Genomic DNA, 16,623 nt, shown 5'->3' on the forward strand with positions numbered 1-16,623 from the left:
TACTGGTAAACCGGGAGGTGATTTGATTGTATTTTTTGTTTGATGAAATTTACGAGCTCAGAAACGAGCTGTCCAGATCTATTTCAGCTGAAAATCCAGATGGAAGAGTCTCTGGTGCCGCTCTCGAGGACCCTTCTGGAATTGGACCCGCAAGGAGACTAGGAAAAGGTTGGAAGGTTAGGCCATGTATAGAGCTTCAACCGAACGCAAAAGTTGAACTGGCAAAAATCAAAGGGCCCGGTACTATAAGACATATTTGGATAACGGTTGATAGCGAGGCATATAGAAGCTGCCTAATAAGATTCTTTTGGGACAACGAGCTGTACCCTTCTGTCGAAGTACCTCTCGGTGACTTCTTTGCCTGCACACATGGTTTGAGGTATCGCATAAATTCACTCCCCGTATCAGTAAATCCATCCGGAGGATTCAACTGCTATTGGTCAATGCCTTTCAGAAGTGAAGCAAGAATCGAAATTGAAAACCTCTCTTCAAGATCATTCAAAGGCTTTTTCTATCAAATAGACTACTCTCTTGGACAAGTACCGGCCTCGGCAGCATATTTTCATGCGTCATGGAGAAGAACAATGACAACCCGGGACAATCCAGAACATGTAATCCTTGATAATGTGAAAGGCAAGGGCCACTATGTCGGTACAGTAGCAGCCTGGACTCAGTTCTCAAACGGATGGTGGGGTGAAGGAGAAGTCAAGTTCTTCCTTGAAGGAGAAGACACTCCCACTATTTGCACAACGGGGACCGAAGACTACTTTGGCGGCGCGTGGTGTTTTGGCGAAACCTTTTCCTCCCCCTTTTGCGGCTATCCACTCTGGAGCAAGGGAGAGGGTGAAGTTCCAAGACATGGGCTCTACCGTTGGCACATACCGGATCCAATTAGATTTAACAGCTCAATAAAAGTTACTGTTCAGGCTCTAGGTTGGTATAAAGACGGAACCTTTCAACCGCTAACGGACGATATTGCAACCGTTGCTTACTGGTATCAGGATGAACCTCACTCGAACTTCTCAAAAGTATATTCACAGGATGAGCTATGGGCAAGATGACCGCAGATCACATAATCTGTGTTTTAGAAAGAGAAGGAAAGAGGCTTTCAGATACCATTGAGAAGATCGGATATAGAACTGGGAATGATCTTCATTGCAAAAAGAACAGACTACTGATAATAGATGACTTTATTCCTGAAAGAAGAGATGTCTTAGCCGCGATCAGAGAATTACCGACCATTCTTATTGGAAAAGCAGTGAAAATCGTTGAGCTCATTGGACTTGACGAACCCGGGAAAATCGATAGACGGTTAACAATCTTAGGTGATTCTCCGTGGGACAAGAGGGGGTTTCAATGCTATAAGAACCATCCATTGTTTGAGGGTCTACATGGAGGTTTCTACAGCATTTATCTCAATGAATTTGAGAAGATGCCCGAAGTTTTCTACTATCTTGGCAGGAAAGCAAAAGTAATTGCAGTTGAGAAGCGCTATATCAGTTATTTGAGGAGCAACAAGCTCATCTGGTTTTATGAATCGGAGAACCATTCAATCTTGTCCATCGGAGGCTATCTTCCAGTTGGAAAAATCGACAATCCATATAAGGCAGAACTCGAAAAGTTCTTGGAGAATGCAATCAGTTGGATGCTTTCCGAGAATAAGACTGGAAACTACTGGAAAGACTCAGAATCAATATTCATTGAGGATTCGAACATGCAAGACATCATGTTGCCAATCATGTCTCCGGTTGAGGAATGGCCCTCTCCCTCGATGGAAATCACAGACGCTACTGGCTACATTAACTCAAGTGGCAGAAGAATACTTGCAAATGCTTCCTGCAGAAGAGTTGACGAGGTATGGGTGCATCCATTCAGGGTCTTAAGATACGTGGAAATTTCTATCGATGGGAAGGCTCTTTCATCATTGTCAAAGAAGATTTCTTATTCTCCCGAGAAGATAGTCTATACATTTGATAATGGGGAAGTCTTTGTTTTTTGCAGTTTGAACAAGCCCAACCTGTTCTTTCAATTTCATTTCTCGGATGGTGAAATACACGATATCGAAATTGGTTTTGAATCAGATCTGAGAATCATGTGGCCCATGGATGATTCCTTCAACGGATGCAAGACCTTCTGCAAACTAGAAAACGGATTTAGACTTAAGACAGAAGATGAACAGATAAGAACATTAATGGTCTTTTCTAGTCCAGTTTCAGCAACCGTTGAAAAGATTGATGAGCGAATTCGAGTTTCTTTCACAAGCAGGGTAACAGACCTCGCAACATTTTCGGTGCTTTCCAGTATAGAGAGCGAAGAATTTCCTACTGTGATCAATATGCAAGAGGAAATACGTGAGGCCAGAGAGTTCTATTCGAAATATCTTGAGAGAAGTCCCATCCTGACAGACAACGCAAGACTAAATGAAGCTCTCAATCTTGCAAAAGTATCAACAGTGAAGTTCAGAGTTTCAACACCAAGTATTGGCACTGGTATCATGGCAGGATATGCGTCAAGCAGACCAGGATGGTTCAGCGCAAGGCCGGGATACGCATGGTATTTCGGACGGGATAGCCTCTGGTGTTCGCTTGCATTATTGGATATTGGCGACTACGATACAGTCAAAGAGAATCTAGAATTACTAATAAATTATCAAAGAATCGATGGGAAGATATATCATGAACTCACTACCAGCAACGTTGTTCACTATGACGCTGCAGATTCGACTCCCCTCTTTCTTTACACAATGTATAGGTATTGCAAGCAAAGTGGTGATATAGGATTTGCCAGGAAAAACTGGGACAAAATCGAGAAAGCTCTAGACTTTTGCTCAAAAACCGATTCAGATGGTGACGGCCTTATTGAAAACACCATTGCTGGCCACGGCTGGATCGAAGGAGGAAAGCTGTACGGCGCAAAGGCCTCATTTTATTTGAACTGCATATGGATTGCAGCTCTTAGGGGCATAAGAATACTTTCCAGTTATCTTGGAGAGGAGAAGGTTAAGTCTCTTTCGTCAGATTTGCAAAAACGATGCTTGATTGGCCTCGAAAAACTATACGATCCCGATATAGGTTATGTTCTGGGAATAGATGAATCGGGAAAGCAAATGAAGTTCAGAACGATTATGTCTTCAATGGGTACGATATTTGACATCATTTCTCCAGAAAGAATAGTAGACCAGGTGAAGGAGTTTGCGAGTGACGACTTTTCATCTGACTGGGGAACTAGGATTATCGGGAAGAATTCCGGCATATACAATCCTACCGGTTATCATGAAGGCAGCGTTTGGCCTCTGTTTACAGGATGGGCATCGTTGGCCCAGTTCAAGCATGGAGCCGATCTCGACGCTTTCAATCATGTCCTGGCAAATCTTTATACTTGCAAAGACTTCTCATCGGGGTTCATTCCGGAAGTTATAAACGGTGAAGTTTATGAACTTTCAGGAGTTTGCGCTCATCAGGCCTGGTCTGAGACGATGGGCTTGCAGCCGTTTTATGAAGGTGTTTTGGGTGTTGAACCCGACATGATTAATGGTATCCTGAGTTTGAACCCATCAATTCCGCTATCAATAAAGTCTATTGAAGCTCCATCGTTGCCCTTAGGAAAGAGCAATTTTGAGTTTCATTACAACTGTACAGTTGAATATTGTGACTTGATTGAAGTGACCCAGTATTTCAAGATTCGTACTAACAGACAGGTTCCTGTACATTTCGCATCATGGGTACCTATTTATTCCCGTGATATTGAAATCAGCTCCAATGGTAATCGGCTGGCTATAAGAACTGAAAATGGTATCACATCAAAGAGAGTCGAGGTGATCGGTTCCCTTTCGGGTTTCACTCTAGATATTCGGATAAAATATAGGTCTCCTTTCTTATTACTTCCAATAGAGCCTTCGATGTATAAAGGAAAAGAGAGTTCACAGCCAAGAATTATGGGTATTGAAGAGCAGAGCCGTGGTTGCTGGAAACTTCATGTACGGGTGCGTGGTAAACAGTGCCAGATTCCCTTCATTGCTTCTAGACAAATCAAAGTGGAAAATTCAATTCTTGAAGAAGGTTTTCTCAAAATCCGAGGACACGGGACTGAGCGTTATGGGTCCGTATTCGTTCTGTTAAAAGAAAAAATTTCAGATTCGTAAGTTCATTTTCGATAATCAAGGTGTTGTGGCTAAGTGTGGTTTGATCTGTCCAGTTGATGCACAAGTTCTAACCTAAGGATATGTCCACCCTGCTGTCGATCTCGTGGAAAAGCAGTTTATCAACGAACTGAGAAGAGGGTTGATGCTTCTGCTATTAGTCATGCGTCCCATTAGCTTGAAAATGACCTTGTCATCAAAAGTTGAAAGAATGCAGAAAGTTAAATCCCTACAGCTCAGTTATACTGACGAACTATCAGATCGATAGGAACCCAGGAGCTTGAAGTAGCTGCAGCGACTGCTTATTGCGTTGACAGCTTCTCCAACTCTCTTTTCCGATACACTTCCTTCGAAATCAACGAAGAAGAGATAGTGCCACATTTCCTTCGTAAATGGCCTTGATTCTATCTTAGTCAAGTTCAAATTGCGATCCGACAATTCTCCAAGAACTTTGAACAAAGCTCCCGGCTTGTGCTCCGTGGTAAATATCATTGAAGTCTTGCACCTGCCCTCGCACTTTCCGGCTTCTCTTCCCATCAAGAAGAATCTCGTCGTGTTCGTATCAAGGTCCTCGAAACCCCTTCTAAGGATTTCCAGCCCATATGTTTTGGCCGCCAATTCGCTGGCTATTGCAGCCGTAAATGGCATCTTTAAAGCGGCCAAGTCCCTTGCCGCGCCAGCAGTGTCATAATACTCTTTCGCCTCAAAACCCTCCTCTTCAATATGCCTCATGCACTGTGACAAAGCCTGATGATGGGAGATCACGTATCTTATGTCCTCAATTTTTACCCCTTCTGGTGCCATCAGACAGTGCTCAATTCTAAGCATGACTTCTGCCTGAACAAATAGTTCGCTTTCTATGAGCGCATCATATGCTGGAATCACAGTGCCAGCAAGGGAGTTTTCGACCGGCAGCATTGCGTAGTCTACCTTTTCTTCGCTTACAAGTTTCAGCATCTCCCGAAAAGATCTGCATGGAGTAGTAATTGGTGATTCCCCGAACAATTTTCTTATAGCCTGTTCTGAATAAGCTCCGTGTTCGCCCTGAAAAGCGATACTCCTCTTCAAAGAACTCCCCTGTTCATAAGGCAAATCCAATGCCTGAATATATTCTGTTATTCATGATCCGATCTTTTAAATATGGATCATGCTTATAGCAGCTTCTGCGAAAGGTCGCGCAATCAGAAGCAAATCACACAATTATAGCTCTTCAATTGCAACGCTAAGATGAATTAGCCTGAACAAACTGGTCGCAACGCCTTCTGGTCAGGAGTTAGGAGTACCTCCTGAATTGTTTCTCACCTTGCATAGACAAAAGGCAAATCGAGGAGACCATTGGAAGCTTTCGAACCTATCTCAACAGCTAGCTTTGCTCTTGTTTGAAACTGTTCGATTCATTCGATAGTACCCATGATCATAGGTAACCAGTTTCATCACCGACACTTTCGGTCCATTCTTTGGATTGCCTGTCTGCGTACTACTGCATTGCTCTTGAAAGAAACTCCGATAACCTTTTACCGTACTTATCTATGTTTGCTTTGAACCGATCATCCATTACATACATGTTGCCTAGAGCAGCAAAAGATTCAAGGCTATAGTAATGTCCAAAGCTTTCGTTAAAGACCCTACACATTCTCTCCATTTCTTCTTTTGCAAGGTCTGAATCGGGATCTTCATCCCAATCTCTGCTAGTCCTCAAAAAAGCTCATCTAATATCTTCTCATGTCCTTCCTCTCCCGTTCGCTCTTCGAAGCGATAGAATCGTTACTTTTTTCGACTGTCTCATCACCCCAAAGTTGTCTCGCTTCTTCTTCATATGGGTTGTAAGAGAAATCGAATCCTTTGAACTTTTCTCTTTGACTCATCGAATCTTCTCCTTCCATAGTTTTGAGCGTCCTTTCCAGTGAGATGAGCATAGCTTCGATTCTCTCTTTCTCAAGAATCAAGTGTTTCTTCTGAAGCTCGAAGACCTTTGCTCTATCGAACCTTGGGTTGCTGAGAAGCTTCTTGATCCTACCCAGAGAGAAACCGCATTGTTTGAAAAAGAGAATCTGCTGAAGCTTGTCGAGATCGGCTTCTGAATACTCTCTGTATCCATTCTTAACATTACACTGGGACCTCAAAAGCCCAATCTCGTCGAAGTGATGAAGCGCCCTTACAGAAAGACCTGAAAGCTCGGCAGCCTGTTTTGCGTTCAAGAAATCAACTTCCATAATCACAAGGATATACTATTACGATGCTTAATAGTCAAGCCGCTTGATCATTGCATCGATTCTGGATTCCTTGAACGTATAAAAGTGACTCAAGAAGTTTACTATTACTTTTGTGCTGTCCTGATGTAAGTAAAGACTTCACTGTATTGTCACAGAAGGCCTCCGCGTACTGTAACCGTATATGAAAGCCTGTTTGGAAATCAAAGAGATGAGTTTGTTGGGGGATTGTCTTTCTGATCGAGAATAAAAGCAAACCCTTTCTTTCAATGGACAGTCAGACAAATTATAGTTCATATCTTACAAGTATCTTTTGCTGAGGTTTAAGCCCTTTGAACTCACTGACTATTGTAGGTTCAAAACCGGGAACCCAGAATAGCCATCGAAGAGCGGTTACGAGAGGAGATTGAGAAATGGGTATGAAAAAGTCACTGACATTAATATCTATGATTCTGGTTTTCGCTGTCATTATTGGTGCAGAATCGACTTCGGTAACAAGCAACTACGAAGAAGCAAGGGAAGTTGCAAGGCAAGCGTATATTTTCGCTTTTCCAATGCTTGAGAACTACAGAACTATGGTTCTCCAGGCAGTGATTCCAAATTCATTCAACGAGTTTGAACATCTTCAAGGATTACTGGGGCCGGAGTTCAGAGAAATAGCAAGACCAAACAACGATATGTTGTTCTCGGCTGCATGGCTTGATCTGAGGAACGAACCGGTAATAATAGAGATTCCAAGCATCTGTGAAAGATATTTCTCAGTCCAGTTCATCGACATGTACACACATAACTTCGCATACGCAGGAACGAGAACCACCGGTTGCAGGAAATTGACAGTAATGATCAGTGGCCCGTCCTCTTTCGTTGAGATTCCCAACGAAATCGATGAGGTATTCACCAGCGAAGGGAATTTCGTCTTCTGCATAGTAAGAATTTCCGTAAATCCTGAGTTAGAAGGTGATATCGATGCCGTTGCAAAGATTCAAGACAGCTTCAAAATCAGACCTTTTGGAACTTTCCGCGGTGGTCAAACTTCTTCAGCTGTCGAACCGATAGCCTTTCCGCCGTTCAGTCAGGAAAAAGCTGAATCGGCAGGCTTCATTTCGTATTTGAACTTCCTTCTTGGACAGCTTGAGATACATCCTTCTGAAAAGGCTCTCATTGAGCGTTTTGGTCTAATCGGCATAGGCCCAAACCTTCCATTTAGTGAGAACGACTTGCAACCTGAGATGATCATCGCAATTGAAAACGGAATCGAAGATGCGATGAGGATCATATTCCGGCCGTCCGAGAAGATGGGAGTTACAAAGAACGGGTGGAATTTGACGAAACGGATATTCGGTAGTCGTCAGCAAATGCAGGGAAAATACGAAATCAGGGCGGCAGCAGCATATATGGGTCTGTATGGAAATGATCTCGAAGAAGCATATTACCCCACAAGTTACGTCGATGCCGACAATGAAGCATATGACGGCTCAAAGTACGATTACAGGATTCATTTCGAAAGCCATGAAATACCTCCCACAGAACCCGGTGGGTTCTGGTCGATTACAGTGTACGGTGATGACGAGTTCATGGTTCCCAACCCGATAAACAGATATTCTATTGGTAATCGGTCGAGATTGTCATACAACGATGATGGATCTCTCGACATCTATATCCAGCATGATTCGCCCGGCATTGATCTCGAAAGCAACTGGCTCCCCGCCCCCAATGGACCTTTTTCTTTGTCCTTGAGAATGTACCTGCCTTCACCAAGAGCTCTTGATCCTCTGTACTGCCCTCCAGGAGTGGAGAAAGGAAGACCTCGAGATTAGTCTGGTGTGTCTTAATCCGAATATCCTAATGATATAGAGAATTCGAATCTTCGAATAAGAGGAGAAATGTGGAGACCTGAAATGAAACAGATAACCTGGTTAACACCACGAAATCTACGAAATCGTCTTCATTGGAATCCATTTTTTTGAAGATTAACCTTCTTGCAATAAAGTCCACTTAAAAAACTGTAAATCACATAGCGGAAGATTTTTGCGATCCTGAAATACAATAATCTCTGTCTATGCTATCATTGGACTGTTTAATGGTTTGAGGTGAACTTCTTGAATAGAATCGGACTTTGCATAGGCTCAAGCACTATTTCTTGGTATGATGGGCAATCACCCAGGCGACTCCTGCACGAAGGAAATCCACTGAAAGTACTCAAGGGCTTTCTTCCAGAGATTCTTGAAACAGGTTTGGTTGTAGCAACAGGAAAGAAGGGAAGAAAACTGTTGAATCTCCCCCAGATCCCCGAAGTTGAAGCTACTGAATTTGCCTACAAAGAACTGAAAAGCAAGTACGGAGATCATGAAGCGATTATGAGCGTGGGTGGGGAGAATTTTACCCTGTATAAGCTAAACGACAAGGGAAACATTACTGCCGTATTTACAGGCAGCAAATGTGCTTCAGGAACTGGCGAGTTCTTCCTCCAGCAAATGAAGCGAATGGATATCGACCTTGATGATGCAAACGCCGTTGAAACAGACGAGATTTACGAGCTTTCATCAAGGTGCACCGTATTCTGCAAGAGCGACTGTACACATGCTCTCAATAAGGGAACACCAAAAGAATCGGTCCTCAACGGTCTTGGAAAGGTCATGTCTGACAAGATCGGCGAACTCATGCACAGAGCTGGAGTAAAAAAGATACTTTTGGTTGGTGGAGTAACAAAAAACCGCCTTATGTTGAACCATCTGAAAGAAATCGCCGAAATTACCATACCGGATGAGGCTCTCTTCTTTGAGGCCTTCGGCGCTTATCTATATGCTAATACTCTCGAAGAAATCGAGATAGATAAAGAAAGTGTCTTCAAGGAAGGAGTAATGACTTTCCCAAAGAATGAACCTCTTTCGAAGTTCGTAAACATGGTTGATTTCAAGGATATGCCTTTCAAAACAGCTGAAAGCGGCGATTCTTGCATTCTCGGTGTGGACGTTGGCTCGACTACCACCAAGGCGGTTGTTATGAGAGCCAGAGACAATGCCATTCTAGCGAGTTCATATCTCAGGACTATGGGAGATCCTATAAAAGCTACTCGACAGTGCCTTGACGAAATCCGCAATTCACTAGATGTTCCCGTCGAGATAATTGGTCTTGGGGTCACCGGTTCCGGAAGGAAGATAGTCGGTCTTTATTGCGAGACGAGTGCCGTTTACAATGAGATTATGGCTCACGCAAGGGCTGCCTCATTCTTCGATAGAGAAGTCGATACTATATTTGAAATTGGCGGCCAGGATGCCAAGTACACTTTCTTATCCAATGGCGTTGCCCTAGACTACGCAATGAACGAAGCCTGTTCTGCAGGTACGGGTTCATTTCTCGAAGAGTCTGCAAAGGAATCTCTAAACATAGATTACAGAGAAATTGGAGAGTATGCGCTTAAAGGTCAATCTCCCCCAAACTTCAGTGATCAGTGTGCAGCCTTTATCAGTAGCGACATAAAGACTGCAATCAACGAGGGCATCTCCAGAGAAGATATCTGCGCCGGCCTGGTTTACTCTATCTGTCTGAACTACACAAATAGAGTAAAGGCCATGAGACCGGTTGGGAAAAAAGTCTTCATGCAGGGAGGTGTATGTCTCAATCATGCTGTCCCCGTGGCAATGGCGGCAGTTACTGGAAAGGAGATAATTGTTCCTCCTCACCCTGGACTCATGGGTGCATTTGGTGTATCACTCATGGTTAAGGAAAAGCTTCAAGAGGGTCAACTGGAAGAGGAGCGCTTCGAGCTAGGAGCCTTGATCTCAAAAGAAGTGCGCTATCTCAACACGTTCATTTGTAACGGTGGAGCAGAGAAATGCGACAGGAAGTGTCCAATCCGAATAATTGAAGTTGGAGGAAAGAAGTTTCCCTTCGGCGGCGCTTGCAACAAGTACGAAAATGTTCGTCTTAACCTTCCCATAAACAGAAACGAATACATATATACCACCGATAGGGAGAAGATAGTCTTTGAACTGCCAGAAGAAAAGGGCCTTGAGACTATAGGAATCAGCAAGTCTCTCTCAATGAATACTCTCTTTCCTTTGTTCTCGAATTTCTTCAGCAGTCTCGGGTTCAGAATTGTCGTACCGGAAAAGTCCGACCCCAGGGGCTGGGACAGAAAGAAATCCGAATTCTGTTTTCCAGTTGAACTGTCTCATGGTTATATTTATGATCTTCTGGAGAAGAATCCCGACTATTTCTTCATTCCAGCAGTCAAGGGCTTAGAGGTTGCGAACTCCGTTGAAAACTCGGTGTTCTGTCCATTTGTCCAGAGCGAACCGGACTGGCTCATGGGGAGTTTTGAGGAACTCAAATCGAAAAGAATTTTGACAGATTTCTTCGATTTCTCACTGGGCCTTGAGAAAGAGAAGGAGAAGTTCGTCTCGCTTGCGAAGTCACTGGGAAGGAATCGCAAAGAAGCTTTGACTGCCTTTTCTAATGGAGTAAGATCCTACGAAGACAGCGTAAGAAGGATTAAAGAAATAGGAGACAGATTTCTTGAGAACCTAGAGAAATCGGATTTCGGTGTCGTTATCTTCGGCCGAGCCTACAATGCCTTTTCCAGTGATGCAAATATGGGGATCCCAGAGAAACTCGCTTCACGTGGAATCCCGGTGGTAACTTTTGACGCTCTTCCTTATGAAAACGAAAGATCGTATGAGAAGATGTACTGGGCCTGGGGCGAGATGAACTTGAAAGCGGCCAGATATGTAAGAAGCAATCCAAAGCTATTCGCACTTTACATAACTAACTTCAGCTGCGGGCCTGATTCGTTCTTGATCTCCTTCTTCAGAGACATTATGGGGAAAAAGCCATCTCTGATTCTGGAACTGGATAGTCATACGTCAGACGCCGGAGTGGAGACAAGGATAGAAGCCTTCGCCGATGTCGTCAGAAGCTCCCTCGAAAGAAAGACGAATTTGGGCGAGAACAACAGGGCGAAACGGCCAAAACTGTTGACGAACAACGGGACTTTCAGTATAGAACTGCAGGACGGAAGACACATACCCATTACAGATCCTTCGGTCAAAGTAATCGTTCCCACCATGGGCGAGTTTGCGGCTCGGCTTATGGCGGCAGCATTCGAAAAAGTCGGTATAAACACTCACGTTCTCCCCAGGCCAACCGAACTGGAGTTTCAACTGGGAAAATCCAACTCATTATCCAAGGAGTGTTTGCCTTTTCACCTGACTTTGGGAAGCCTTATTCGTTACCTCGAGGAAAACAAGGACGACGAAAGCATACTTATGTACTTCATGCCCGATACTCGCGGACCTTGCCGATTTGGACAGTACAGCACTTACATAGATCTTTGGCTAGACAAGAACAACGCGAGCAATGTTCTCCTTTTCTCTCTCAATTCTGAAAATGGTTATGCAGGCATTGGACTCAAGGCAAAACTGAGAATCTGGGCGAGCATGATTATCGCAGACGAATTCTGCAACGTTGAAAATGCCTTGCTTACACTGGCATCCGACAGAGATGAGGCAGTCAAAGCGACCAAAGAGGCCCGCAAAATCATACTTGAGAGTGTTAGACGAGACTCCTTTAGTGAGATGACCAAGAAACTGGAGGAGATTTGCGAGAGTATCTCTCACATTCCTCTAAAGAGCGATTTCGAAAGTGCACCGAAAGTCCTTCTCTCGGGAGAAATTTACGTCAGAAATGACGAATTCTCAAGAAAGTCTCTGGAGCTATTTTTTGCCGACAACGGAATAATCATGCATGCCTCTCCAATTGAAGAATGGATATATTATCTCGACTACATTCTGCTGAAGAAATACGTTCCGACCGAACTCGGTCCACTCAAGAGGGGAACGAAACACGTTGAAATCCTTGTAAAACAGGCATTTGAAAAAAGAATCAAGAAGATTCTTGAAAAAAGTGGACTGTACAAATCACACTTTGTCGACATAGAATCCATGGTAAACACTTCGAAGGACTTCTTGAATCCGAAGCTTACCGGAGAGGCAATACTTACTCTTGGGGCCGTTTTGTTCGAATCGATAGATACTTACGATGGAGTTATTTCTATAGGCCCATTTGGGTGTATGCCTACAAGGATTGCCGAAGCTGTTGCTGAAAGAGGTCTGGAACACCTGAGAGAAAACTCCAGCAAGCTCAAGAGGGAGATCTTCAAGATCGCTGGCAACATTCCGATTCTGTTCTTTGAGTCCGATGGAAACCCGTTCACTCCGACGGTAGAAAGCCGACTTGAATCTTTTGTAGTACAGGTGAAGAGAGTCAAATCACTTTCGATGGAACTGGAAAGCCAGGAATTCAAATAACACTTAAGAGATCAGGAGTCGCATCGCAACATGAATGATCCATGATTCGAAAACCGAGTTTCCGGACGATACTTCCCACAAACGCATCGAGACTAAGGTCACACAAAGTTGTCGCGTGAATCAGATGAAACGGTTTTTTCTCTGAATTGAGTTGATTATCTTTGATATATCTTTAGCGATCATTCGGTTCCCATCTCCTTTTGGATTCTGTCTATAATGAACAAAATGTAAAGCAAGTACAGGAGCACCACCCCATTAGCAGCCAAAACCACGCCAACAACCAGTCCCGGCAAGAGATGAGAGATCAACATAGATAAACCGAATGCAATCGCAAGAACGTTCAGAATCAGCTGAGAGACGTTCAACTTCACCAGTATCTTTGGAATCTTACCTTTGTGTTGATCGGCACTGCTCGCCCGCTGTCCAAGGAACTTGCCAATTGAAATCGCTCCGCCTAGAATGTTTAGAACCCCAACAAGAACGGTCAGAGGATACACTAGAACCTCTGGGATGATGCACGACACAGTTCCCAGGGCAGCGAATACAAACCCTATAAGGATTACAGGTAGCGACCTTGGAAAGACCCCTATCGGGGTGCTTCCCGAAGCAATCATCTGGATTGCAAAAATCATCATCAGAAGGCCAAGCTGGGCACTTCCTGAGAACGGTAAGAGACCTAGATTTACCGGTATCAACAGGACGCCCAGAATAATCATAAAAACACTTGTAAATAGAATCATAGCCCTGTCGATGGGGAGTTCGACTTCTCCATCCTTTCTTTTCTGTTCTTGCGGGTAACTACTGTATATCTTTCTTAGGACAAACGAAAGATATGCGATAGCTGCCCCATAGATCAGAACAAAGATCGCCATCATCTGTACACTCAATAGGCTCTGATTCCAAAGAAGTATTGATATGAGAATCGATGAAACATATGCCACCGTGCATCCGGCAATCAAGTGTTTGAAGATTCCACCGTATTCAAACCAGGCTTTGAGCTTATCCTTCGACAGGATCATTTGAAGAAGCAATAGAGCTCCTCCCGGGCCGAAGAAAAAGAATAGCATAAATCTGGGAATATCGCTGAAGGCATCGGGAACAAAACAAGTTATCGTTCCAATCCCCCCAACGACAAGTCCCGCAAGCAAGACTAGCTTCGATCGTTTCAAGTCGCCAAAGGGAGTTTTCCCCATTGAGATGATCTGCAGGGAGAACATGACCAGAAGAAGTCCGTAAAGACCATTCTCATAATAGGGAAGTCCTCCGGTAGCCACAGGAAAGAGCAGTATCCCTGTAATAAGTAGGATGAGTCCGGCAATCATCAAGATTACTACTTCCAGAGACAGCTCCGATTCATCAAAAACCTTTGTCAGATTCATGGGCATCAGACCTTATCAATAATAAGTTCCTTTGGTTCTGTAGTTCTCCCGTCTTTCAACTGCCAAATTGAAAGCAAATTCATCAAATTTTTCTCTGTCTGTTCGATAAAGCTCGTCGAAATCGCGCATTTTCTGGGGGAAGACTATCAACAGATCTCCTTTCTCCATTTTTTCGACTATGTAATTCACCGCTTCTTCAACGGATACTGAGTCCGGTGGAGGAGTAAGCCCTCCGAAGATAGCCGTTCTAACATTTCCGGGGCATACAACGCTGAATTTCAATCCTTCATTGAAAAGCTCATAATAGAGGCTTTCAGTCATAGTTTTAACCGCGCTCTTTGAGCATGCATACAGCGCCTGATATGGGACCGGAACCAATCCAGTGATGGAAGCTGTATTAATTATGTGGCCCGACTTCTGCTCCCTCATAATCGGTATGGCGTGGTATGTTCCGTAGATCACTCCCCAGAGATTGATATCTATCACTTTCTTCCAGATCTCGAGAGTCACCATCTCAGTTGGAATAGTCATACCTATTCCGGCATTGTTGAAGACAAAGTCAAGATGGCCTTCGTACTTCCTTGCTGATTTGATGAGCTTCTCTACCTGCTCTTCTTTTGTCACATCGGTAAGGAATGGTACTGCTTCCCCTTCATACTTTGAACTCAGTCTTTCCGATTCTCTATCGAGATTTTCCTGACTTACATCTGCCATAAATACAGCCTTCGCGCCCCTCGAGAGCATCTCCTCGGTCAAACCGAGTCCGATTCCCGAAGCCGCTCCAGTAACAACCGCAACCTTATTTTCAAAGTATTCGTTCATCTCTTCCTCCTCCGGTAATTCATGGAAGTATCCTGGAATCGCCGACATTCAACTTCACAATTCCTTTTGCCATACTTGCCGATGTAACCCTTCTGATCGGCAAAGCCTCCAGTGACGTTATGATCCTTGTCTGCAACGGATGTTGCTCATAAGACAGGCCAGTCCACTCCACAGAGCCTGTACCATTCCACATTTTTTTCAGCACCATCTCTTGAGGATACAGAGTAGCATGGCTCAGAGTAGCACCACCCTTTCCCAAATTAGGCAGATATCTCCACCCAAACAGATTGATCTTCGGATCCTTGTTTAGCTCCGACAGATCCTCTTCACTTACCTCATCACCTCTCTGAAGATCGATTTTTAGGAATGTGAACTGCTCGTAGCTGGCCGCCACAAACCAGTGATTCTCCAGATGACGCTCAGACGAAATGTCTGCGAACACCTTCGGCACTCCATCCTCTTCACGTCCCCCGATTATCGGGCAGGTCTTGTTTTCCCACACTACAAGTGCGTAGACTCCTTCAAGACCCTCTGAGTTTCCAACATACTTTACAGGTGTCGTCACCTGAATGAGCCTGTACTCTCCCCCAATCATCCAGTCCACATCCCGACAATTGGTATACTGGACACTGACAACCGGCTCCTTAAGTTCGAAGTCCTCGGGAATGTAGCTTAATAGAGCATTTTCGTCTGTTTCATAGTCAACAGAGATAACTGTATTATCACCGTAGACAACTCTAACCGGGTAGAATGGGGCCCCACCGAAATGCACCGGCATCTTGTAGATAAAGTCCGCGTTAAACACGAATTTCCCTTTTTTCCCAGACACTTCACTTCCTCCTCTCATCATTATGGATGATGGAACTCAATATCCTGCCGCACGCATATTCTTCTAGATCGACAAGATTCTGGAAATCATCTCGGAGAATTTGCTCTATCATTGACCTTTAATGAATCTAAAACCGTCTGGCAATCGTCGAAAAACTGGTAGATGAAGTCAGGATGAATAGGGATTGTATGGGAAGCCCGGCCTCTAATTCATGTTAATTAGATCACAATATCTAATGAACTTCCAAGCAAAAATGAATCCATCACAACATGAGCAATAAGCGTAATGTTCAAGTAATATCAGCATAAATTATGTCGCTTCCACATGATATTGTCTCCGAGGCCTCTGCTTCATAGTTTCTTTTTAACTACACGGAATTGCTATATTTGATCAGTAGTGCTATCGTCTTTTCTCATAGAAAATCGCTGTTCAGCAGCGACGAAGATTCCCCTTTCAAAGCTTAATTCACTGTATAATTGGAGCAAATTCGCGCTCTTTGTAGATTCCGTAGTTAGCCCAAGAAAGAATGTGCTTTTTACACGGAGGGGATGGAGAATGAAGAAAAGCTTTTTGACCGCACTCTCGATATTGGCGATAATCTTCCTTGCATCTGGGTGTCTGTTCTTTGAACTTCCTAATTTGAATGGAAGCTGGGATGTTGTAATGACTTATTCTGGTGGAGCCTCGAAGACAGCTACTTTTCATATCGAGCAGCACATAATCTATAACTACAGGGGAAAATTCTGTCTTGATTCAACCTGTAAAGAGCTTTTTGGGATGATCTCCAACGATCATAAGGTAAATATCAACACCTGGACCTCTGAAAGCAAAATAGATTTCGCTGGAGTCGCTGAGAAAGGAACAATGTCGGGAACCTTCACTAGATTCGAACCTTCAGCCGAAGGAACATGGGAGGCAACTAGGCGTTAGGCCGACA

Annotated in this window: 11 protein-coding genes; 5 read left to right on the forward strand and 6 right to left on the reverse strand. The window is 43.9% G+C overall.

The features are described from left to right. Positions 1 to 26 precede the first annotated feature (26 nt). Both V513_RS09830 and V513_RS09835 read left to right on the forward strand, forming a co-directional pair. On the forward strand, positions 27 to 1,061 hold the full coding sequence (locus V513_RS09830; RefSeq protein WP_099772608.1) for a glycoside hydrolase family 172 protein: 1,035 nt from the start codon (positions 27 to 29) through the stop codon (positions 1,059 to 1,061). Beyond that, positions 1,049 to 4,141, forward strand: a complete 3,093-nt coding sequence (locus V513_RS09835; RefSeq protein ID WP_099772609.1) for an amylo-alpha-1,6-glucosidase — start codon at positions 1,049 to 1,051, stop codon at positions 4,139 to 4,141. Before V513_RS09830 ends, V513_RS09835 begins: the two co-directional genes overlap by 13 nt. A 237-nt stretch (positions 4,142 to 4,378) precedes the next feature. Here the strand turns inward: V513_RS09835 and pheA are convergent, their stop codons facing one another. From pheA to V513_RS09845, 3 genes are all read right to left on the reverse strand, one after another. Next, positions 4,379 to 5,206: a prephenate dehydratase gene (gene pheA, locus V513_RS09840; RefSeq protein ID WP_257212055.1), complete on the reverse strand. Its 828-nt coding sequence runs from the start codon at positions 5,204 to 5,206 to the stop codon at positions 4,379 to 4,381. Between the two features lie 409 nt (positions 5,207 to 5,615). Then, positions 5,616 to 5,837 carry a TipAS antibiotic-recognition domain-containing protein gene (locus V513_RS14000; RefSeq protein WP_218962707.1) on the reverse strand — a complete coding sequence of 74 codons (222 nt, stop codon included), beginning with the start codon at positions 5,835 to 5,837 and terminating at the stop codon, positions 5,616 to 5,618. A gap of 10 nt (positions 5,838 to 5,847) precedes the next feature. Beyond that, positions 5,848 to 6,336 (reverse strand): MerR family transcriptional regulator, encoded by a 489-nt coding sequence (locus V513_RS09845; RefSeq protein WP_218962708.1) that lies wholly within the window; start codon positions 6,334 to 6,336, stop codon positions 5,848 to 5,850. A 425-nt stretch (positions 6,337 to 6,761) separates the two neighbouring features. On the opposite strand from V513_RS09845, the gene V513_RS09850 reads away from it, so the two are divergent. Beyond that, positions 6,762 to 8,165, forward strand: a complete 1,404-nt coding sequence (locus tag V513_RS09850) for a DUF1254 domain-containing protein (protein WP_099772611.1) — start codon at positions 6,762 to 6,764, stop codon at positions 8,163 to 8,165. A gap of 282 nt (positions 8,166 to 8,447) precedes the next feature. Then, entirely contained in the window at positions 8,448 to 12,656 is a 4,209-nt protein-coding gene (locus V513_RS09855) for an acyl-CoA dehydratase activase (protein ID WP_099772612.1), read from the forward strand. 179 nt (positions 12,657 to 12,835) lie between these two features. Here the strand turns inward: V513_RS09855 and V513_RS09860 are convergent, their stop codons facing one another. From V513_RS09860 to V513_RS09870, 3 genes are read right to left on the reverse strand one after another with little or no spacing between them, the layout of a single operon-like run. Next, positions 12,836 to 14,035, reverse strand: a complete 1,200-nt coding sequence (locus tag V513_RS09860) for a hypothetical protein (RefSeq protein ID WP_257212057.1) — start codon at positions 14,033 to 14,035, stop codon at positions 12,836 to 12,838. Positions 14,036 to 14,050: 15 nt separating this feature from the next. After that, positions 14,051 to 14,857 carry an SDR family NAD(P)-dependent oxidoreductase gene (locus V513_RS09865; protein ID WP_099772614.1) on the reverse strand — a complete coding sequence of 269 codons (807 nt, stop codon included), beginning with the start codon at positions 14,855 to 14,857 and terminating at the stop codon, positions 14,051 to 14,053. Between the two features lie 19 nt (positions 14,858 to 14,876). Continuing rightward, entirely contained in the window at positions 14,877 to 15,686 is an 810-nt protein-coding gene (locus tag V513_RS09870) for an acetoacetate decarboxylase family protein (protein WP_099772615.1), read from the reverse strand. A gap of 555 nt (positions 15,687 to 16,241) precedes the next feature. On the opposite strand from V513_RS09870, the gene V513_RS09875 reads away from it, so the two are divergent. Beyond that, positions 16,242 to 16,616, forward strand: a complete 375-nt coding sequence (locus tag V513_RS09875) for a hypothetical protein (protein WP_099772616.1) — start codon at positions 16,242 to 16,244, stop codon at positions 16,614 to 16,616. Positions 16,617 to 16,623 lie beyond the last annotated feature (7 nt).

Origin of the sequence: Mesotoga sp. H07.pep.5.3 (assembly GCF_002752615.1) — a bacterium.
In the GTDB taxonomy this organism is placed as follows: Bacteria; Thermotogota; Thermotogae; order Petrotogales; family Kosmotogaceae; genus Mesotoga; species Mesotoga prima.

Bases quoted from the DNA above. Each gene is read 5' to 3' on its own strand.
- V513_RS09835 (WP_099772609.1), top strand. From the start codon at position 1,049: ATGGGCAAGATGACCGCAGATCACATAATCTGTGTTTTAGAAAGAGAA.
- V513_RS09850 (WP_099772611.1), top strand. From the start codon at position 6,762: ATGGGTATGAAAAAGTCACTGACATTAATATCTATGATTCTGGTTTTC.
- V513_RS09860 (WP_257212057.1), bottom strand. From the start codon at position 14,035: ATGAATCTGACAAAGGTTTTTGATGAATCGGAGCTGTCTCTGGAAGTA.
- V513_RS09865 (WP_099772614.1), bottom strand. From the start codon at position 14,857: ATGAACGAATACTTTGAAAATAAGGTTGCGGTTGTTACTGGAGCGGCT.
- V513_RS09875 (WP_099772616.1), top strand. From the start codon at position 16,242: ATGAAGAAAAGCTTTTTGACCGCACTCTCGATATTGGCGATAATCTTC.